The 19,682-nt window shown below is 63.7% G+C and carries 17 protein-coding genes; 6 read left to right on the top strand and 11 right to left on the bottom strand.

Annotated elements, in window-relative coordinates; genetic code table 11:
* Window positions 1–3 precede the first annotated feature (3 nt).
* The 3 genes from N430_RS13850 to N430_RS13840 all read left to right on the top strand — a co-directional run bounded on the left by N430_RS13850 (window position 4) and on the right by N430_RS13840 (window position 2,238).
* Window positions 4–1,284 (top strand): MFS transporter, encoded by a 1,281-nt coding sequence (locus N430_RS13850; protein ID WP_110637452.1) that lies wholly within the window; start codon window positions 4–6, stop codon window positions 1,282–1,284.
* Between the two features lie 171 nt (window positions 1,285–1,455).
* Window positions 1,456–1,926 (top strand): nuclear transport factor 2 family protein, encoded by a 471-nt coding sequence (locus N430_RS13845; protein ID WP_110637450.1) that lies wholly within the window; start codon window positions 1,456–1,458, stop codon window positions 1,924–1,926.
* 18 nt (window positions 1,927–1,944) lie between these two features.
* Entirely contained in the window at window positions 1,945–2,238 is a 294-nt protein-coding gene (locus tag N430_RS13840; protein WP_110637448.1) for a GIY-YIG nuclease family protein, read from the top strand.
* Here the strand turns inward: N430_RS13840 and yejK are convergent, their stop codons facing one another.
* Complete coding sequence (yejK, locus tag N430_RS13835) at window positions 2,239–3,246, bottom strand: nucleoid-associated protein YejK (protein ID WP_060511262.1); 1,008 nt, start codon at window positions 3,244–3,246, stop codon at window positions 2,239–2,241.
* A 393-nt stretch (window positions 3,247–3,639) separates the two neighbouring features.
* Between yejK and N430_RS13830 the strand changes: the two genes are divergently transcribed.
* Window positions 3,640–3,921 (top strand): HU family DNA-binding protein, encoded by a 282-nt coding sequence (locus N430_RS13830; protein ID WP_110637446.1) that lies wholly within the window; start codon window positions 3,640–3,642, stop codon window positions 3,919–3,921.
* Window positions 3,922–3,972: 51 nt separating this feature from the next.
* Here the strand turns inward: N430_RS13830 and rlmF are convergent, their stop codons facing one another.
* From rlmF to N430_RS13805, 5 genes are all read right to left on the bottom strand, one after another.
* On the bottom strand, window positions 3,973–4,926 hold the full coding sequence (gene rlmF / locus N430_RS13825; protein ID WP_110637444.1) for a 23S rRNA (adenine(1618)-N(6))-methyltransferase RlmF: 954 nt from the start codon (window positions 4,924–4,926) through the stop codon (window positions 3,973–3,975).
* Window positions 4,927–5,104: 178 nt separating this feature from the next.
* On the bottom strand, window positions 5,105–7,951 hold the full coding sequence (locus tag N430_RS13820; RefSeq protein WP_110637442.1) for a valine--tRNA ligase: 2,847 nt from the start codon (window positions 7,949–7,951) through the stop codon (window positions 5,105–5,107).
* 186 nt (window positions 7,952–8,137) lie between these two features.
* Window positions 8,138–8,509 carry a DNA polymerase III subunit chi gene (locus N430_RS13815; protein ID WP_110637440.1) on the bottom strand — a complete coding sequence of 124 codons (372 nt, stop codon included), beginning with the start codon at window positions 8,507–8,509 and terminating at the stop codon, window positions 8,138–8,140.
* 5 nt (window positions 8,510–8,514) lie between these two features.
* Window positions 8,515–8,943 carry a DNA polymerase III subunit chi gene (locus tag N430_RS13810; RefSeq protein ID WP_110637438.1) on the bottom strand — a complete coding sequence of 143 codons (429 nt, stop codon included), beginning with the start codon at window positions 8,941–8,943 and terminating at the stop codon, window positions 8,515–8,517.
* Window positions 8,944–8,993: 50 nt separating this feature from the next.
* Window positions 8,994–10,487 (bottom strand): leucyl aminopeptidase, encoded by a 1,494-nt coding sequence (locus N430_RS13805; RefSeq protein ID WP_110637436.1) that lies wholly within the window; start codon window positions 10,485–10,487, stop codon window positions 8,994–8,996.
* A gap of 289 nt (window positions 10,488–10,776) precedes the next feature.
* Between N430_RS13805 and lptF the strand changes: the two genes are divergently transcribed.
* Window positions 10,777–11,892: an LPS export ABC transporter permease LptF gene (gene lptF, locus N430_RS13795; RefSeq protein ID WP_110637432.1), complete on the top strand. Its 1,116-nt coding sequence runs from the start codon at window positions 10,777–10,779 to the stop codon at window positions 11,890–11,892.
* A complete protein-coding gene (lptG, locus tag N430_RS13790; protein ID WP_110637430.1) occupies window positions 11,885–12,946 on the top strand; it encodes an LPS export ABC transporter permease LptG in 1,062 nt (353 codons plus the stop codon). The genes lptF and lptG overlap by 8 nt, the downstream gene beginning before the upstream one ends.
* Before the next feature lie 48 nt (window positions 12,947–12,994).
* Here lptG and N430_RS13785 read toward each other — a convergent pair whose 3' ends face one another.
* The 5 genes from N430_RS13785 to gcvP form a co-directional block, all read right to left on the bottom strand.
* Entirely contained in the window at window positions 12,995–13,483 is a 489-nt protein-coding gene (locus N430_RS13785; RefSeq protein ID WP_110637428.1) for an RDD family protein, read from the bottom strand.
* 91 nt (window positions 13,484–13,574) lie between these two features.
* On the bottom strand, window positions 13,575–13,787 hold the full coding sequence (locus N430_RS13780; protein WP_110637426.1) for a cold-shock protein: 213 nt from the start codon (window positions 13,785–13,787) through the stop codon (window positions 13,575–13,577).
* A 357-nt stretch (window positions 13,788–14,144) separates the two neighbouring features.
* Complete coding sequence (gene gcvT, locus N430_RS13775; protein WP_110637424.1) at window positions 14,145–15,266, bottom strand: glycine cleavage system aminomethyltransferase GcvT; 1,122 nt, start codon at window positions 15,264–15,266, stop codon at window positions 14,145–14,147.
* A 26-nt stretch (window positions 15,267–15,292) separates the two neighbouring features.
* Complete coding sequence (locus N430_RS13770; protein WP_110637422.1) at window positions 15,293–16,669, bottom strand: L-serine ammonia-lyase; 1,377 nt, start codon at window positions 16,667–16,669, stop codon at window positions 15,293–15,295.
* A gap of 146 nt (window positions 16,670–16,815) precedes the next feature.
* Window positions 16,816–19,671 (bottom strand): aminomethyl-transferring glycine dehydrogenase, encoded by a 2,856-nt coding sequence (gene gcvP / locus N430_RS13765; protein WP_110637420.1) that lies wholly within the window; start codon window positions 19,669–19,671, stop codon window positions 16,816–16,818.
* Between the last annotated feature and the right edge of the window lie 11 nt (window positions 19,672–19,682).

Here is a 19,682-nt window from a genome sequence, read left to right as displayed (position 1 = left end):
GCCATGGCTGAACCATTGACCCGAGATACGCCTGTCCGCGAGCGAGAACTGGAACAACTGCTGATCGACGCCGAGGCCGACGATGCCCATGTGCAACAACAACCGCCGGCCCTGCAGCGGCCCTGGTTGTTGCTGCTGGGCCTGGTGCTGGTGGCACTGAACCTGCGCCCGGCGTTGTCGAGCATGGCACCGGTGCTCGGGCAGGTCTCTGCAGGGCTGGGCCTGAATGCCTCCGAAGCGGGTCTGCTGACCACCTTGCCGGTGCTCTGCCTGGGGCTGTTCGCACCGCTGGCACCGCTGCTGGCGCGGCGTTTCGGCAGCGAGCGGGTGATCCTGGGCATCCTGCTCACCCTGGCGTTGGGGATCGTGGTGCGTAGCGCGTTGGGGGGCGTCGGCGTATTCATCGGCAGCGTCATGGCCGGGGCCAGCATCGGCATCATCGGTGTGCTGTTGCCCGGTATCGTCAAGCGCGACTTCCCGCAGCATGCCGGCACCCTGACCGGGGTCTACACCATGGCCCTGTGCCTGGGCGCGGCCATGGCAGCGGGGGCTACCGTGCCGCTGACCCAGCATTTCGATGACAACTGGGCGCTTGGCCTGGGCTTCTGGATGCTACCGGCGCTATTGGCCATGCTCATCTGGTTGCCGCAAGCGCGCCAGGGCCATGGCCTGCACAAGGCCGCCTACCGGGTGCGCGGGCTGTGGCGTGACCCGCTGGCGTGGCAGGTAACGCTGTACATGGGGCTGCAGTCATCGCTGGCGTACATCGTGTTTGGCTGGTTGCCGTCGATCCTCATTGGCCGTGGCCTGAGTCCGACCGAAGCGGGCCTGGTGCTGTCCGGCTCGGTCATCGTGCAGCTGATCAGCTCGCTGGGCGCCCCCTGGCTGGCGACCCGTGGCAAGGACCAGCGGCTGGCGATCGTGATCGTGATGCTGGTGACCTTGGCGGGGCTGTTCGGTTGCCTGTATGCCCCCATCGACGGGCTGTGGGGCTGGGCGGTGCTGCTGGGGCTGGGGCAGGGCGGTACTTTCGCCTTGGCCCTTACGCTGATCGTGCTGCGCTCGAAGGATGCCCATGTGGCGGCGAACCTGTCGAGCATGGCCCAGGGGGTGGGTTATACCTTGGCGTCCATGGGGCCGTTCGCGGTTGGCCTGGTGCATGACCTGACTGGGGGTTGGGCGGCGGTGGGCTGGATCTTTGCCGTGCTGGGCATCGGGGCGATCGTCTTCGGGCTGGGTGCCGGGCGGGCTTTGCATGTGCAGGTGACCAGCGAAAAACTCTGAAGCCTGTGCTGGCCTCTTCGCGGGCATGCCCGCTCCCACAGGTACTGCGCAGACCTTGATGCTTGCGAGGAACCTGTGGGAGCGGGCGTGCCCGCGAAGAGGCCGGCACTGGCGTATGCAGGTGGGGCAGATTATTGTGCTGCTTCCCACTCCCAGGACGGACCTGCTTCCATGACTGACACCAACCGTGACCTGATCACTCGCTTCTACCAGGCCTTTCAGCGCCTGGATGCCGAGGCCATGGTGGCCTGCTACAGCGGCGACATCGTCTTCAGCGACCCGGTGTTCGGTACGTTGAACGGTCGCGACGTTGGTGACATGTGGCGCATGCTGACCACCCGCGCCAAGGACTTCTCGCTGACTTTCGACCAGGTGCGTGCCGACTCGCACAGCGGCTGCGCGCACTGGGTGGCAACCTACCTGTTCAGCCAGACCGGCCGCACCGTAGTCAACGACATCCAGGCGCGCTTCGTCATTCGCGATGGGTTGATCTGCCAGCACGACGACAGCTTCAACCTGTGGCGCTGGTCGCGTCAGGCGTTGGGTGCGCCAGGGCTGTTGCTGGGTTGGTCGCCGATGCTGCAGAACAAGGTGCGTCAGCAGGCTTACAAAGGGCTGCGCGCGTTCCAGCAGGCGAGCTGAGCGGTTAAGCTATCGGCCATGAACATCGTCAACGAAGCCGCCGAAACGCCGCTATGCAAACCGTGGTACGTGTATCTGGTGCGGGCTGCCAATGGCTCGCTGTACTGCGGTATCAGCGATGACCCGCAGCGGCGTTTCGTTGCCCATCAGAAAGGCCAGGGTGCCCGCTATTTCAAGACCAGCCCGGCACAGGCGCTGGTCTATGTCGAGCAGTGGCCGGACAAGGGCGAGGCGCTGCGTCAGGAGCGCCTGGTGAAGAAGTTGCGCAAGTCGGCCAAGGAGGCGCTGGTCGCCTCCTATGTGGCCGTCTGATCAGTCCTTGCGGCGCTTGAGCTGATCAACCAGGGTGGTCGGCAGGCCTTTGATGATCAGGGTGCCAGCGGCCTCGTCATACTCTACCTTGTCACCCAGCAGGTGCGCTTCGAAGCTGATCGACAAGCCTTCGGCACGCCCGGTGAAACGGCGGAACTGGTTGAGCGTGCGCTTGTCAGCGGGGATTTCCGGCGACAGGCCGTAGTCCTTGTTGCGAATGTGGTCGTAGAACGCCTTCGGGCGGTCTTCGTCGATCAGGCTCGACAGCTCTTCCAGGGTCACCGGCTCACCCAGCTTGGTCTGGGTGGTGGCGTACTCGACCAGGGTCTGGGTCTTCTCGCGGGCGGCTTCTTCCGGCAGGTCCTCGCTTTCGACGAAATCGCTGAAGGCCTTGAGCAGGGTGCGTGTCTCGCCCGGGCCGTCAACACCTTCCTGGCAGCCAATGAAGTCGCGGAAGTAGTCCGAGACCTTCTTGCCGTTCTTGCCCTTGATGAACGAGATGTACTGCTTGGAATTCTGGTTGTTCTTCCACTCGGACAAGTTGATGCGCGCCGCCAGGTGCAGCTGGCCGAGGTCGAGGTGGCGCGACGGTGTCACGTCCAGCTCGGCGTTCACCGCCACGCCTTCGCTGTGATGCAGCAGGGCGATGGCCAGGTAGTCGGTCATGCCTTGCTGGTAGTGGGCGAACAGGATGTGACCGCCAGTGGAGAGGTTGGATTCTTCCATCAGCTTTTGCAGATGCTCGACCGCAACCCGGCTGAAGGCGGCGAAGTCCTTTTCGTCTTCCAGATACTGCTTCAACCAGCCGCTCAGTGGGTAGGCACCAGACTCGCCGTGGAAGAAGCCCCAAGCCTTGCCTTGCTTGGCGTTGTAGCTGTCGTTGAGGTCGGCCAGCAGGTTTTCGATGGCGTCCGATGCGCCCAGCTCGGTATCCCGTGCATGGAGCACGGCGGGGCTGCCATCGGGCTTCTTGTCGATCAGGTGAACGATGCAATGACGGATTGGCATGGAATTCTCGGTGAGTCTGGGGCGGCCACAGGCCGCGCTGCAAAAGTCGTCCAGTTTACCCCAGACAACAGGCGCTGCAGTGGCCGGATGTTGGCAGAAATGTCGGTTGTTCGTTTTTTGTTCAAATTTGTGGGTTTTCGGCTGAAACCCCCGAAAAACCTGCACTAAATCGAAGCGGGTAGCGGATATTTATCCATTCCTGTGGTAGCTTTGCGCGGTCTTGCGCCCCTCGTGTGGCGCATTGCTGGCAGCGTGCTCATGCCGTGTCGAACCAAACGCCGATTTACGCATCTACATGCGCGATTGGCGCGGCCCTCCAGAACTCAGGGGCTGGCCCGATAACGTCGTAGAACGCTGCATAACCACTGATTTAGATAGGGAAGGAACACCACCATGGCATTGACCAAAGACCAACTGATTGCCGACATCGCTGAAGCCATCGACGCGCCAAAAACCACCGCTCGTAACGCACTGGAGCAACTGGGCCAGATCGTTGCCGACCAACTGGAAAACGGCGCTGAAATCACCCTGCCAGGCATCGGCAAGCTGAAAGTCACCGAGCGTCCTGCCCGTACCGGCCGCAACCCTTCGACTGGCGCTGCCATCGAAATCGCTGCCAAGAAAGTCGTCAAGTTCGTTCCGGCCAAAGCCCTGAACGATTCCATCAACAAGTAATTGTTGATGCGTTGACCAGAACCGCGCCCGGCTTGCTCGGGCGCGGTTTTTTCATGCCTGCGATTTGCGCCCGGCATGCCAGGCCTGGCGTGCGATGTCGTCGTGGAAGCTCCAGGCGACCATGCGGCTCTGCTTCTGGCCCTGGCCCATCTCGGCGATGCGCACGGCCTTGGCGCCGGCCTTCTTCAGCGCTGCCTCGATACCAGGCAGGTTGCTGGCCTTGGACACCAGGCTGGTGAACCACAGCACCTGCTGTGCGTACTGCGCGCTTTCGTCGACCAGTTGGGTGACGAAGCGGATCTCGCCGCCCTCGCACCACAGTTCGTTGTTCTGCCCGCCGAAGTTGAGCACCGGCAGCTTGCGCTTGGGGTCTTGCTTGCCGAGGTTCTTCCACTTGCGCTGGCTGCCGCGGGTGGCCTCTTCGCGCGAGGCGTGGAAGGGCGGGTTGCACAGGGTCAGGTCGAAGCGCTCATCCGCTTGCAGCAGGCCGCTGAGGATGTGCTTGCGGTTGGCTTGCAGGCGCAGGCTGATGCCCTTGCCCAAACTGTTGGCCTGGACAATGGCCTTGGCCGAGGCCAGCGCCACCGGGTCGATGTCCGAGCCGAGAAAGCGCCAACGGTAATCGCTATGGCCCAGCAGCGGGTAGATGCAGTTGGCACCTACGCCGATGTCCAGCGCACGCACCTGGGCGCCTCGGGGCACCTCACCGGCATTGTCCTCGGCCAGCAGGTCGGCGGCCACGTGGATGTAGTCGGCGCGGCCGGGGATTGGCGGGCACAGGTAGTCGGCAGGAATGTCCCAGTGCTGGATGCCGTATTGCGCCTTGAGCAGGGCACGGTTGAACACCCGCACGGCTTCAGGGTTGGCGAAGTCGATGCTGGGTTTGCCGTGGGGATTGGTGATGGTGAAGCGAGCCAGGTCAGGGTGGGCCTTGATCAGGCTGGGGAAGTCGTAGCGGCCCTGGTGGCGGTTGCGCGGGTGCAGGGTGGGTTTATTCGGAGTCATGTCAGTGTCCAGCCCTATACGAGCGGTGGCTTGAGGAGCCTGGGGCCGCTTCGCGCCCCTTTCGCGACACAAGGCCGCTCCCACAGGATAGCGGCGCCTTCAGGTTTGGCGCCGTCCTGTGGGAGCGGCCTTGTGTCGCGAAAGGGCCGCGCAGCGGCCCCAACGGTCTCTCTAGTGATTAAAGCGCTGCAATCCGCGCATGCTGCTCGGTGAAGTTGGCCAGGGCCTGTTCGGACTCGGCCAGCTTGGCGCGTTCCTTCTCGATCACGGCAGGCGGTGCCTTGTCGACGAAGGCGGCGTTGGACAGCTTGCCGCCCACGCGCTGGACTTCACCCTGCAGACGCTGGATTTCCTTGTTCAGGCGAGCCAGCTCGGCGTCCTTGTCGATCAGGCCGGCCATCGGCACCAGCACCTGCAGGTCGCCAACCAGAGCGGTGGCCGACAGCGGTGCTTCGTCGGCATCGCCGAGCACGGTGAACGACTCGACCTTGGCCAGCTTCTTCAGCAGGGCTTCGTTTTCCTGCAGGCGACGCTGGTCGTCGGCATTGGCGTTCTTGAGGAACAGCGGCAATGGCTTGCCCGGGCCGATGTTCATCTCGGCGCGGATGTTGCGCAGGCCGACCATCAGCTCCTTGAGCCACTCGATATCACCTTCGGCGGCGGCATCGATGCGGCTTTCATTGGCCACTGGCCACGGCTGCAGCATGATGGTCTTGCCTTCGATGCCGGCCAGCGGCGCAATGCGCTGCCAGATTTCTTCGGTGATGAACGGCATGAACGGGTGCGCCAGGCGCAGCGCCACTTCCAGCACGCGGACCAGGGTGCGACGGGTGCCACGGGCGCGCTCGACCGGGGCGTTCTCGTCCCACAGCACCGGCTTGGACAGCTCCAGGTACCAGTCGCAATACTGGTTCCAGATGAACTCGTACAGCGCCTGGCTGGCCAGGTCGAAGCGGAACTGCTCGAGCTGGCGGGTCACTTCGGCTTCGGTGCGCTGCAGCTGCGAGATGATCCAGCGGTCAGCCAGCGACAGCTCGCAGGCTTCGCCGTTCTGGCCGCAGTCTTCGCCCTTGTCCAGCACGTAGCGGGCGGCGTTCCAGATCTTGTTGCAGAAGTTGCGGTAGCCTTCGACGCGGCCCATGTCGAACTTGATGTCGCGGCCGGTCGAGGCCAGCGAGCAGAAGGTGAAGCGCAGGGCGTCGGTGCCGTAGCTGGCGATGCCTTCCGGGAACTCGGCCTTGGTCTGCTTGGCGATCTTCTCGGCAAGCTTGGGCTGCATCATGCCGCTGGTGCGTTTTTCCAGCAGGGCATCGAGGGTGATGCCGTCGACGATGTCCAGCGGGTCGAGCACGTTGCCCTTGGACTTGGACATCTTCTGGCCCTGGCCGTCACGCACCAGGCCGTGCACATACACAGTCTTGAACGGTACCTGCGGGGTGCCATCCTCGTTCTTGATCAGGTGCATGGTCAGCATGATCATGCGCGCAACCCAGAAGAAGATGATGTCGAAGCCGGTCACCAGTACGTCGGTGGAGTGGAACTTCTTCAGGAACTCGGTCTGTTCCGGCCAGCCCAGGGTGGAGAAGGTCCACAGGCCCGAGCTGAACCAGGTGTCGAGGACGTCGTCGTCCTGGCGCAGGTTCACTTCGCTGCCGAGGTTGTGCTTGGCACGCACTTCTTCTTCATTGCGCCCGACATAGACCTGGCCGGCCTCGTCGTACCAGGCCGGAATGCGGTGGCCCCACCACAGCTGGCGGCTGATGCACCAGTCCTGGATGTCGCGCATCCAGGAGAAGTACATGTTCTCGTACTGCTTGGGCACGAACTGGATGCGGCCATCTTCCACGGCTTCGATGGCAGGTTCTGCCAGCGGCTTGGTGGAGACATACCACTGGTCGGTCAGCCACGGCTCGATGACGGTGCCGGAACGGTCGCCTTTCGGCACTTTCAGGGCGTGGTCGTCGATGCTTACAAGCAGGCCCTGGGCGTCCAGGTCGGCAACGATCTGCTTGCGCGCGATAAAGCGGTCGAGGCCGGCGTACTGGGCAGGCAGGCTGGTGTCGATCTGCTCGTTGAGGCTGCCATCGAGGTTGAAGGCCTGGGCGGCGGACAGCACCAGGGCGTTCTTGTCGAAGATGTTCAGCAGCGGCAGGTTGTGGCGCTTGCCGACTTCGTAGTCATTGAAGTCGTGGGCCGGGGTGATCTTCACGCAGCCGGTGCCGAATTCAGGGTCGCAGTAGTCGTCGGCGATGATCGGGATGCGACGGCCGACCAGCGGCAGTTCGACGAACTTACCGATCAGGGCCTGGTAGCGCTCGTCGGTCGGGTTGACGGCAACGGCGGCGTCACCCAGCAAGGTTTCCGGACGGGTGGTGGCGACTACCAGGTAGTCCTTGCCTTCAGCGGTCTTGGCGCCGTCGGCCAGCGGGTAGCGCAGGTTCCACAGGTGGCCTTTCTCGTCGTGGTTTTCCACTTCGAGGTCGGAAATGGCCGTGTGCAGCTTGGTGTCCCAGTTGACCAGGCGCTTGCCGCGGTAAATCAGGCCATCTTCGTGCAGGCGCACGAAGGCTTCCTTGACTGCCTCGGACAGGCCGTCGTCCATGGTGAAGCGCTCGCGGCTCCAGTCGACCGAAGAGCCCAGGCGGCGGATCTGACGGCTGATGTTGCCACCCGATTGATCCTTCCATTCCCAGACCTTCTCCAGGAACTTGTCACGGCCGAGGTCGTGGCGGTTCTGGCCCTTGGCTTCGAGCTGGCGTTCGACCAGCATCTGCGTGGCGATACCGGCGTGGTCGGTACCTGGCTGCCACAGGGTGTCGCGGCCTTGCATGCGGCGGAAACGGATCAGGGCGTCCATGATCGCGTTGTTGAAGCCGTGGCCCATGTGCAGGCTGCCCGTCACGTTCGGTGGCGGGATCATGATGGTGTAGGACTCACCTGCACCTTGTGGAGCGAAATAGTTTTCGGACTCCCAGGTGTTGTACCAGGAAGTTTCGATGGCGTGCGGCTGGTAGGTCTTATCCATGCGCGGCGGGACCCTGTGCATTTATTCGGGAAAGCCGAAAAGTATAACGAAGGCACAGGGTTTAGGCGACAGCCCGGGGGCTGCTTTGCAGCCCTTTCGCGACACAAGGCCGCTCCCACAGGAGGAATGCGTTCAACTGTGGGAGCGGCCTTGTGTCGCGAAAGGGGCGCAGAGCGCCCCCAGGGTTTACTCGGAGCGCTTGATCAAACGCTCGATCCGCGCATCCAGGCGGCGCTTGATCTCGTTCTCGATGTGCGGGGTGAAGTCGTTGATCACGTCCTGCATGATCATCTGCGCGGCGGCGCGCAACTCGCTCTCCAGATGCAGCAGGGTGTCCTGGCGGCGGGTCTGCGGATCATCCTCGGGCTCAGCGGCCACAGGCTCGGCTACAGGCGCTGGCGCCGGGTTACCTGCGGGCACATCGAGCAACAACGGAATCTGCTCGACGGTTTCGGTCAGCAGCGGCGGCTGCAGGTCGGCATCGCCGAGCAGTTGGCGAATCGACTCCAGATCGTCCAGCAGATGAGCGGAATCGGGTAGGGCGGAAGGCTTGTCCATCGTCGTTAAAGTCGCTGTAAGCGGTGGTCTTGCAGAGCATAGCCCTGTTCGCGGTAGAAACGGAACCGCTCGCGGGCCGATTGGCGAATGCCGGGCTCCTCGACAACGATCTCGGCAACCCGCTCGAACTGGCCGACGAACCCCGGTACACCGGCACCCAGGTTGATCAGCAAGTCACGGTGTTCGCCGGCATTGTCGGCGAGACCCAGGGCTACCCTGGCATCCGCGTGCACTTCAGCCAGGTCATGGGGCACGAAGGCTTCGCCCTTGAAGTGCCACAGGCGCTGATCCAGCTCGTTGCGCTGCTCGGCATCCTGGCAATGGAGATAGACCCGGTGGCCGAGGCGCCAGGCCTTCTCGCACAGCTTGCAGGCGAAGTCCAACCGCGCCGACAGCGAGTCGGTGGGCAAGATATAGAAATCGACTTTGCTCATGGTGTGGTCTGCCAGCCGGCGGCACCTGGAGCGCCGCCGGCTTCACGGCATCAGGCGCCAGCGCGGTCGAGCAGGTACTGAGTCAACAGCGGGACCGGGCGACCGGTAGCGCCCTTGTCCTTGCCGCCGCTGATCCAGGCCGTGCCGGCGATGTCCATGTGCGCCCAGTTGTAGGCCTTGGCGAAGCGCGACAGGAAGCAGCCCGCGGTGATGGTGCCGGCTTTCGGCCCACCGATGTTGCCCATGTCGGCGAACGGGCTGTCCAGTTGCTCCTGGTACTCGTCGAACAGCGGCAGCTGCCAGGCACGGTCATCGGCACGCTTGCCGGCGTCGAGCAGTTGGCCGACCAGTTCGTCGTTGTTGCCCATCAGGCCCGAGGTGTGGCTGCCCAGGGCGACGATGCAGGCGCCGGTCAGGGTGGCAATGTCGATCACCGCCTGCGGCTTGAAACGCTCGGCGTAGGTCAGGGTGTCGCACAGCACCAGGCGGCCTTCGGCGTCGGTGTTGAGGATTTCGACGGTCTGGCCACTCATGGTGGTGACAATGTCGCCCGGACGGGTGGCGCCGCCGCTCGGCATGTTCTCGGCGCAGGCCAGCAGGCATACCAGGTTGATCGGCAACTGCAGTTCGAGGACAGCGCGCAGGGTGCCGAACACGCTGGCGGCGCCGCACATGTCGAATTTCATTTCATCCATGCCGGCGCCTGGCTTGAGGCTGATGCCGCCGGTATCGAAGGTAATGCCCTTGCCCACCAGCACGAACGGCTTGTCGGCCTTCTTGCCGCCCTGGTAGTTGAGCACGATCAGGCGCGGCGGTTGGTCGCTGCCCTGGCCCACGGCATAGAACGCGCCCATGCCCAGGTCCTTGATCTTCTTCTCGTCCAGTACTTCGACCTTCAGGCCCTTGTGCGCCTTGCCCAGTTCCTTGGCTTGCTCGGCCAGGTAGCTCGGGTGGCACAGGTTAGGAGGCAAGTTGCCCAGGTCGCGGGTGAAGGCCATGCCGGTGGCGATGGCGCTGGCGTGCTTGACGGCGCGCTCGACCTCGGCCAGACCGGCCTTGTCGGCCAGCAGGGTGACCTTCTTCAGGGCGCGCGGCTCGGCCTTCTGGCTCTTGAAACGGTCGAACACGTATTCGCCGTCAAGCAGGGTCTCGGCCAGCAGGCGGTATTTGCCGTAGTGGGCGTCGCGGTTGTTGACCGCGATGTCGTCCAGGGCCAGCACGGCATCGCTGCCGTTCAGGCCCTTGAGCACGCCGGCCACGCTGGCGACCAGTTTGCGCCATGCGCGGTCACCCAGGGCTTCGTCCTTGCCGCTGCCGACCAGCAGCACGCGTTCGGCCTTCAGGCCCGGCACGCTCTGCAGCAACAGGGTCTGGCCAGGCTTGCCGGCCAGGTCGCCACGCTTGAGCACCGCGCTGATGGCGCCTTCGCTTGCTTGGTCGACGGCCTTGGCTACGGTACCGAGCTTGCGCCCTTCACCGACCGGTACGACCAGAGTGGCGGTTTTTACGGATGCAGCAGCTACGCTTTTTACAACCAGTTCCATGTCAGGGTCCCCGAATGATCTATGCAGTTGGCGCTATGCGATTTCGCGCTCTGGACGGGCCTGGCCGCGTTGTCGCGTGCCAGTTGAAAAGCTGCCAGTTTGAGCCTCCCGCAAGCGTGCTGACAACCCCGATATTGGCCTTCATGCGCCGCCAAGTGACAGGCGCGGCCAATCACAGGATAATGCGCGCACTTTACATGGAGGTTCGCCCTAGGCGAACCGGCTTTGGTCCTGGCTGTCACAGGCCAATGTTTGGCAGTCCGCCCCTGACAACCCAGGAGTGTCTGGTTTGATCGTCTTTCGTTATCTGTCCCGCGAGGTCCTGGTGACCTTGAGCGCCGTCAGCGCCGTGCTGCTGGTGATCATCATGAGCGGGCGCTTCATCAAGTACCTGGCCCAGGCGGCTCAGGGCATTCTCGACCCGGGTGTGCTGTTCCTGATCATGGGCTTCCGCATGCCAGGTTTCCTGCAGCTGATTTTGCCGCTGGGCCTGTTCCTCGGCATTCTCCTGGCGTACGGCCGGCTGTACCTGGAAAGCGAAATGACCGTCCTGTCGGCGACCGGCATGAGCCAGCAGCGCCTGCTGGGCCTGACCATGGCGCCGGCGGCCCTGGTCGCCCTGCTGGTCGCCTGGCTGAGCCTGAGCCTGTCACCGCTGGGCGTTGCCCAGGTGCAGAAGATCGTTGCCCAGCAGGATGCCATGACCGAGTTCGATACCCTGGTGCCGGGCCGCTTCCAGACCCTGCGCGACGGTTCGCGGGTCACTTACACCGAGCAGCTGTCGGACGACCGCGTCAAGCTGGCCGGAGTGTTCATTTCCGAGAAGCGCTTCAACCAGGACAAGACCAAGGATCGTGCGCCTTCGGTACTGGTCGCCGAACGGGGCCACCAGGAAATCCAGGCCGATGGCAATCGCTACCTGGTGCTGGAGAACGGCTACCGCTACGACGGTAACCCGGGGCAGGCCGACTACCGTGCCATCAAGTACGACACCTATGGTGTCTTGCTGCCCAAGCCTGAAGTCGCCGAAGACGTGACCGATCGCGAAGCCATCCCGACCCTTGAGCTGTTCGGCAAGACCGACCTGCGCGAGCGTGCCGAGCTGCAATGGCGCCTGTCGCTGCCGATCCTGGTGTTCATCGTGACCTTGATGGCGGTGCCACTGGCCAGGGTCAACCCGCGCCAGGGTCGCTTCCTCAAGCTGTTACCGGCAATTCTTCTGTACATGGCTTACCTGACAATGCTGATTTCCGTACGCGGCGCCCTGGAGAAGGGCAAATTGCCGATCAGCCTGGGCATCTGGTGGGTGCATGGCCTGTTCCTGCTGATCGGCCTGGCCTTGATGTATTGGGAACCGCTGCGCCTGAAAATGGCTGCCCGTCGTGCGGAGGTGGCCCATGGGTAAGCTCGACCGCTACATCGGCATGAGCGTGCTGCTGGCCATCCTGGCCGTGCTGGGGATCATTCTCGGCCTGGCCTCGCTGTTCGCCTTCATCGACGAGATGGGTGAACTGAGCGATACCTACACCTTGCTGGACGCGGGCAATTTCGTTCTGCTGACGGCACCTCGGCGCCTGTACGAAATGCTGCCGATGGCGGCACTGATCGGCTGCCTGATCGGCCTCGGCAGCCTGGCCAGCAACAGTGAGCTGACCATCATGCGCGCCGCCGGTGTCTCCATCGGCCGCATCGTCTGGGCGGTGATGAAGCCGATGCTGGTGCTGATGCTGGTTGGCCTGCTGATTGGTGAGTACGTAGCCCCGGTCACTGAGAACAAGGCCCAGGCCGACCGTTCCCTGGCCCAGGGTGGTGGTGAAGCGCAAAGCTCCAGGCATGGCATGTGGCACCGCCAGGGCGAGGAGTTCGTGCACATCAACTCTGTGCAGCCCAATGGCCTGCTGCTGGGTGTGACCCGTTATACCTTCGACAGCGAGCGCAAGATCCAGACCTCGAGCTTTGCCCGGCGTGCCCAGTACAACAACGACCACTGGACGCTCAGCGACATCAACACCACTTTCTTCCGCGGTGACCATACCGAAGTGGTGAAGACGCCGACCGAGCGCTGGGACGTTTCGCTGACGCCGCAACTGCTCAATACCGTGATCATGGCCCCTGAGTCACTGTCGATCACCGGGCTGTGGGACTACATCCACTACCTGTCCGATCAGGGCCTGAACAACGCCCGTTACTGGCTGGCGTTCTGGACCAAGGTGATGCAGCCGCTGGTAACTGCAGCGCTGGTGCTGATGGCGATTTCCTTCATCTTCGGCCCGCTGCGTTCGGTCACCCTCGGCCAGCGCGTCTTCACGGGTGTGCTGGTGGGCTTCGCGTTCCGCATTGGCCAGGACCTGCTGGGCCCGTCGAGCCAGGTGTTCGGCTTCCCGCCGCTGCTGGCGGTGGTGATACCGGCGGGCATCTGTGCCTTGGCTGGCGTGTGGTTGTTGCGTCGGGCCGGTTGACGGCTTGAGCAGCTGAAAAAGCCGACCCAAGGGTCGGCTTTTTCGTGCCTACTTTTTCTGCTTCGGCAACCGCACCAGCTGGGTTTCCGAATAGATGTCGTGCCAGCCGCGTTTGCGCTTGTCGATCAGTGACCAGAAGAACCCGAGCCCCAGGCACAGCCAGGAAGCAATCGATACCACGAAGCGCAACAGTGCCTGCCACAGGCTGATCGCGCTGCCATCGGCGTTCTGCACGCGCACGCCCCACACCTGCATGCCCAGGGTCTGACCGCCATGGGTCCAGAACTTGGCAAAGAAGCCGAACAGGGCAAACAGCAGAACGGTCGAGAGCAGCGGGTCGCCATCCAGCGCGCCGGCTTCGGTCAGTTCTCGCATGCGGGCTTCGCCGATGATTGCCATCTGGATCAACTTGTAGGCACCGGCGGTGACGATCAGCAGTGCCGTGCACAGCAGGAAGTCGTAGAACATCGCCGCCAGGCGTCGGCCCAGGCCGACCGGTGGGAAATCACCCTGGGGGGAGAGCAGAGGCTTGGACATGCAGAACAGCTCCGAATGGCGAAGCCGCTATTCTACGGGCAAAAAAAAGCCCCTGCACATGGCAGGGGCTTTTTAGGAGTCTGGCTTTTGCTTAGCCGACAGGCTGGACTTTGTCAGCCTGCATGCCTTTCTGGCCTTGGACTGCTTCGAAGGTGACCTTCTGGCCTTCTTTCAGGCTCTTGAAGCCGTTGCCTTCGATGGCACGGAAGTGCACGAACAGATCCGGACCGCTTTCTGGGGTGATGAAACCGTAACCTTTTTCGTCATTGAACCACTTGACGGTACCGTTCTGACGCTCAGCCATTGTCTTATTTCCTATGAAGCTTAAATTTTGATGACAGTTTCTTTCACGTTATATATGAGTGAAAGATTACTGGGCTGGGTTGCAGGAAAGTAAGAGACGTCGAACGGGTTGTAGCAAATCTCGGCTACTGGCCCAGGTCACGAACTGTTGCGACCCATGCAAACACAGTGCAGTGACTCTACGCCAACTCTCAAGAAAAAAACAAGCCCTTGGTCGTATAGAAAATCGGCGTTTTGCCGATAACCGACAGCTTTGTCGGAAACGGCGTGGCGCCTGGCCTGGCGGCATGTTCAAAAGTTATTGAGCAGGTTCGAAATCGAATATTTAGAACCTGCCCGTACACCTCAGGCGCTACCTTCAACCGCGGTAGTAACGCTGTGCAACGAAAGGCATTTTGCTGACTTTCAGGGCAACCTTCTTGCCCCGCACCACGGCAAACAGTGGCGTGTCGATTGCCGCATGTTCACTATCGATATAACCCATTGCTACAGGTGCGCCGAGTGTCGGGCCAAAGCCGCCACTGCACACTTTGCCTACTGATTTGTCGTTTGCATCGACAATATCGGCGCCTTCACGTACTGGCGTACGTTCCTGAGGTAACAAGCCCACACGTTTGCGTGCCACGCCATCGCGCTGATGGGCAAAGATGGCCTCGGCACCGGGGAAGCCGGCGGCACGCGCGCCATCGGCACGGCGTACTTTGGAAATCGCCCACAGCAGGCTGGCTTCGATCGGGGTGGTTTCGGTGTCCATGTCGTGGCCATACAGGCACAGGCCGGCTTCCAGGCGCAGCGAGTCGCGCGCACCCAGGCCGATAGGCTGTACTTCAGGCTCGGCCAGCAGGCGACGGGCCAGGGCTTCGGCAGCGCCGACCGGCACCGAGATCTCGTAGCCGTCTTCGCCCGTGTAGCCCGAGCGGCTGACGAAGCAGTCTTTACCCAGCAGTTGCACCGGGCGGAACTGCATGAAGGTCATGCCCGCCACTTCCGGCGCCAGGCGCTCCAGCACCTTCACCGCCGCGGGGCCTTGCAGGGCGAGCAGGGCACGCGCCTCGAACAGCGGCTCCACCTCGCATCGTGCGCCGATGTGTTTCCGCAGGTGGGCGAGGTCCTGCTCCTTGCAGGCGGCATTGACCACCAGGAACAGGGTATCGTCACCGAGGTTGGCGACCATCAGGTCGTCGAGGATGCCACCGTGCTCGTTGGTGAACATGGCATAGCGTTGCATACCCACTGGCAGATCGATGATGTCCACCGGTACCAGCGACTCCAGGGCTTTGGCTGCCTCAGCGCCACGCAGGACGATCTGGCCCATGTGCGAGACGTCGAACAGGCCGGCTTGTTCGCGGGTATGCAGGTGTTCCTTGAGCACGCCCAGCGGGTACTGCACCGGCATGTCGAAGCCGGCGAACGGCACCATGCGCGCGCCCAGTTCCAGGTGCAGGGCGTGCAGCGGGGTCTTTTGCAGTGTTTCGGACATCGGTGACTCCTTGGTTTTTTATTGGGTCAACATTCGATGATGTTGACGGCCAGACCGCCGCGGGCGGTCTCCTTGTATTTGCTTTTCATGTCGGCGCCGGTCTGGCGCATGGTCCGGATCACCTTGTCGAGCGACACGTAGTGCTGCCCGTCACCGCGCAGGGCCATGCGTACGGCATTGATGGCTTTCACCGAGCCCATGGCGTTGCGCTCGATGCACGGCACCTGAACCAGGCCGCCGATTGGGTCGCAGGTCAGGCCGAGGTTGTGCTCCATGCCGATTTCAGCGGCGTTTTCCACTTGCTGCGGGGTGCCGCCCATGACTTCGCACAGGGCGCCTGCGGCCATCGAACAGGCCACGCCAACCTCGCCCTGGCAGCCGACCTCGGCGCCGGAGATCGAGGCGTTTTCCTTGTAAAGGATGCCGATCGCGGCAGCGGTGAGCAGAAAGCGCACCACGCCGTCCTCGCTGGCGCCAGGGACGAAGCGCATGTAGTAGTGCAGCACCGCAGGGACGATGCCCGCAGCGCCATTGGTCGGTGCGGTGACCACGCGCCCGCCGTAGGCGTTCTCCTCATTGACTGCCAAGGCGTAGAGGTTGACCCAGTCGAGTACCGACAGGGCATCGCGCAGGCTGGCTTCCGGGTGGCGGCTGAGTTGCCGGTACAACGCCGGAGCACGGCGCTTGACCTTGAGCCCGCCGGGCAGGATGCCCTCGTGGCGGCAGCCGGCCTCGACACAGTCCTGCATGACCTGCCAGATGCGCAGCAGCCCGGCGCGGGTCTCGGCTTCCGGGCGCCAGGCCGCCTCGTTGGCCAGCATCACCTGGCTGATCGACAGGTGCTGCGCGGTGCAGTGGCCGAGCAGCTCCTTGGCGGTCTTGAACGGCAAGGCCAGCACGGTGCTGTCCTCGACGATGCGGTCCTGGCCGGCGGCGTCTTCGTCAACCACGAAACCGCCGCCCACCGAGTAATACTCGCGGCTGCGGATTTGCAAGCCGGCGGCATCGAAGGCGCGGAAGATCATGCCGTTGGGGTGATAGGCCAAGGGTTTGCGGATCATCGCCAGGTGCTGCTTCTCAACGAAGGCGATGGTCTGCTCACCCAGCAGGCTGAGCTGGCCGCTGGTGCGGATGGCCTGCAGGCGGGCGGGGATGGACTCGGTGTCGACGGTATCAGGGTGCTCGCCTTCCAGGCCAAGCAATACCGCCTTGTCGCTGCCGTGGCCTTTACCGGTGGCGCCGAGCGAGCCATACAGCTCGGCCTTGACGCAAACGGTGCTGGCCAGCAGGCCATCGCGGCGCAGCCCTTCGGCGAAGCGCGCAGCGGCGCGCATCGGGCCGACCGTGTGGGAGCTGGAGGGGCCGATGCCGATCTTGAACAGGTCGAAGACGCTCAGTGACATGGTGGATCCTCCTGAAGATCTTTGGGACTGCTACGCAGCCCTTTCGCGACACAAGGCCGCTCCCACAAAGAGCGGCGCGGTCCCTGTGGGAGCGGCCTTGCGTCGCGATTGGGCCGCAAAGCGGCCCCAGCTTCCGAAAGGCCGCCTCAGGCGTCCTGATAGTTCTCGATCGACGGGCAGGCGCAGACCAGGTTGCGGTCGCCGAACACGTTGTCGACCCGACCGACCGGTGGCCAGTACTTGCCTTCCACCAGGCTCGGCAGCGGGTACACCGCCTGCTCGCGGCTGTAGCCATGGGTCCATTCGCCAACCAGCTCGGCCGCGGTGTGCGGGGCGTTCTTCAGCGGGTTGTCGTCCTTGTCCAGGCTGCCGGTTTCCACCGCGCGAATTTCTTCGCGAATCTGGATCATCGCATCGCAGAAGCGATCCAGTTCTTCCTTGGACTCGCTTTCGGTCGGTTCGATCATCAGCGTGCCGGCCACCGGGAACGACATGGTCGGTGCATGGAAGCCGAAGTCGATCAGGCGCTTGGCCACGTCATCGACGCTGATGCCGCTGGTGTCCTTGAGCGGGCGCAGGTCGAGGATGCATTCGTGGGCGACCAGGCCGTTGCCACCGGTGTACAGGACAGGATAGTGCTCTTCCAGGCGGCGGGCGATGTAGTTGGCGTTGAGGATCGCCATCTGCGAAGCGCGCTTGAGGCCGGCACCGCCCATCATGCGAATGTACATCCAGGTGATCGGCAGGATGCTGGCGCTGCCGAACGGCGCGGCGCATACCGCGCCCTCGGTGTTTTCAAGCTGCGCGTGGCCTGGCAGGAACGGCGCCAGGTGTGACTTCACGCCAATCGGGCCGACGCCCGGGCCGCCACCGCCGTGGGGGATGCAGAAGGTCTTGTGCAGGTTCAGGTGCGACACGTCACCGCCAAACTTGCCCGGGGCGCACAGGCCGACCATGGCGTTCATGTTGGCACCGTCGATGTAAACCTGGCCGCCGTTGTCGTGGATGATCGCGCAGATTTCGCCGATCGCTTCCTCGAAGACGCCATGGGTCGAAGGGTAGGTGATCATGATCGCGGCCAGGCGCTCGCGGTGTTCGATGGCCTTGGCTCGCAGGTCCTCGACATCGACGTTGCCACGGGCGTCACAGGCGGTAACCACCACGCGCATGCCGGCCATGTGGGCGGTCGCCGGGTTGGTGCCGTGGGCCGAAGACGGGATCAGGCAGATGTCGCGGTGGCCTTCGCCACGGCTGCGGTGGTAGGCACGGATGGCCAACAGGCCGGCGTACTCACCCTGGGAGCCGGCGTTGGGCTGCAGCGACACGGCGTCGTAGCCGGTGGCGGCGCAGAGCATGGCCTCCAGCTCGCTGGTCATCTGCAGGTAGCCCTGGCTTTGCGCGGCCGGGGCGAACGGGTGCAGGTTGCCAAACTCGGCCCAGGTCACCGGGATCATTTCGCTGGCAGCGTTGAGCTTCATGGTGCACGAGCCCAGCGGGATCATGCTGCGGTCCAGCGCCAGGTCCTTGTCGGCCAGGCGGCGCAGGTAGCGCATCAGCTCGGTTTCGCTGTGGTAGCGGTTGAACACCGGGTGCTCGAGGATCGCCGACTGGCGCAGCAGGGCGGCCGGCAGGCGCGAGCCGCTGCTGGCGGCCAGGGCGGCGAAGTCAGGCTGGGCCTGGTCAGCGCCGAACAGCTGCCAGAGGGCTTCGACGTCGGCCTGGGTGCTGGTCTCGTCGAGCGACAGGCCCAGGTGAGCGGCGTCAATCTGGCGCAGGTTGATGCGCTGGGCGCGGGCCTTGTCGTGCAGGCTGGCGGTGGCGCTGCCAGTGGCCAGGGTCAGGGTGTCGAAGGCGGTTTCGCCAACCACTTCCAGGCCCAGGGTTTTCAGGCCGGCTGCCAGAATCGCGGTCAGGGCGTGGGTGCGTTCGGCAATGCGCTTGAGGCCGGCCGGGCCGTGGTACACGGCGAACATGCTGGCGATGTTGGCCAGCAGCACCTGGGCGGTGCAGATGTTGCTGGTGGCCTTCTCGCGGCGGATGTGCTGTTCGCGGGTCTGCATGGCCAGGCGCAGGGCGGTCTTGCCGAAGCGGTCGATCGACACGCCGACCAGGCGGCCTGGCATGTCGCGCTTGAAGGCATCGCGGGTAGCGAAGTAGGCCGCGTGCGGGCCACCGAAGCCCAGTGGCACGCCGAAGCGCTGGGCACTGCCGATGGCCACGTCGGCGCCGAACTCGCCCGGTGGGGTCAGCAGGGTCAGGGCCAGCAGGTCGGCGGCAACGGCGACCAGGGCGTTGGCGGCGTGGAAACGCTCGACCACTTCGCGGTAGTCGAACACTTCACCATTGCTGGCCGGGTACTGCAGCAGCGCGCCGAAGAAGGCGCTGACGTCGCCCAGCTCACGCTCGTCGCCAACCACGATCTCGATGCCCAGCGGTTCGGCACGGGTGCGTAGCACGTCGAGGGTCTGCGGGTGGCAGTGCACGGAGGCGAAGAACGCGTGGCTGGCCTTGTTCTTCGACAGGCGTTTGCAGAAGGTCATGGCTTCGGCAGCCGCGGTGGCTTCGTCGAGCAAGGATGCGTTGGCGATCGGCAGGCCGGTGAGGTCGCTGATCAGGGTCTGGAAGTTCAGCAGCGCTTCCAGACGGCCCTGGGAAATTTCTGGCTGGTACGGGGTGTAGGCGGTGTACCAGGCCGGGTTTTCCAGCAGGTTGCGCAGGATCGGTGCCGGGGTGTGGGTGTTGTAGTAGCCCTGGCCGATGTAGCTCTTGAACAGTTCGTTCTTGCCGGCGATGGCTTTCAGCGCAGCGAGGGCATCGGCCTCGCTCTGGCCGTCTTCCGAGCCGAGCACGCTGGTGCCCTTGATGCTGTCGGGGATGACGGCGGCGCTCATGGCTTCCAGCGAGTCGAAGCCCAGGGTGGCGAGCATGGCCTGCTCGTCAGCGGCGCGCGGGCCGATGTGACGGGCGATGAATTCGTTGGCGGTGCCGAGGTTGATGGTCATGGTCGGATTCC

The organism is Pseudomonas sp. CC120222-01a (genome assembly GCF_003097235.1).
In the GTDB taxonomy this organism is placed as follows: Bacteria; Pseudomonadota; Gammaproteobacteria; order Pseudomonadales; family Pseudomonadaceae; genus Aquipseudomonas.
The sequence above is the reverse complement of the archived record's forward strand: the minus strand, read 5'-3'. Positions and strand labels throughout refer to the sequence as shown.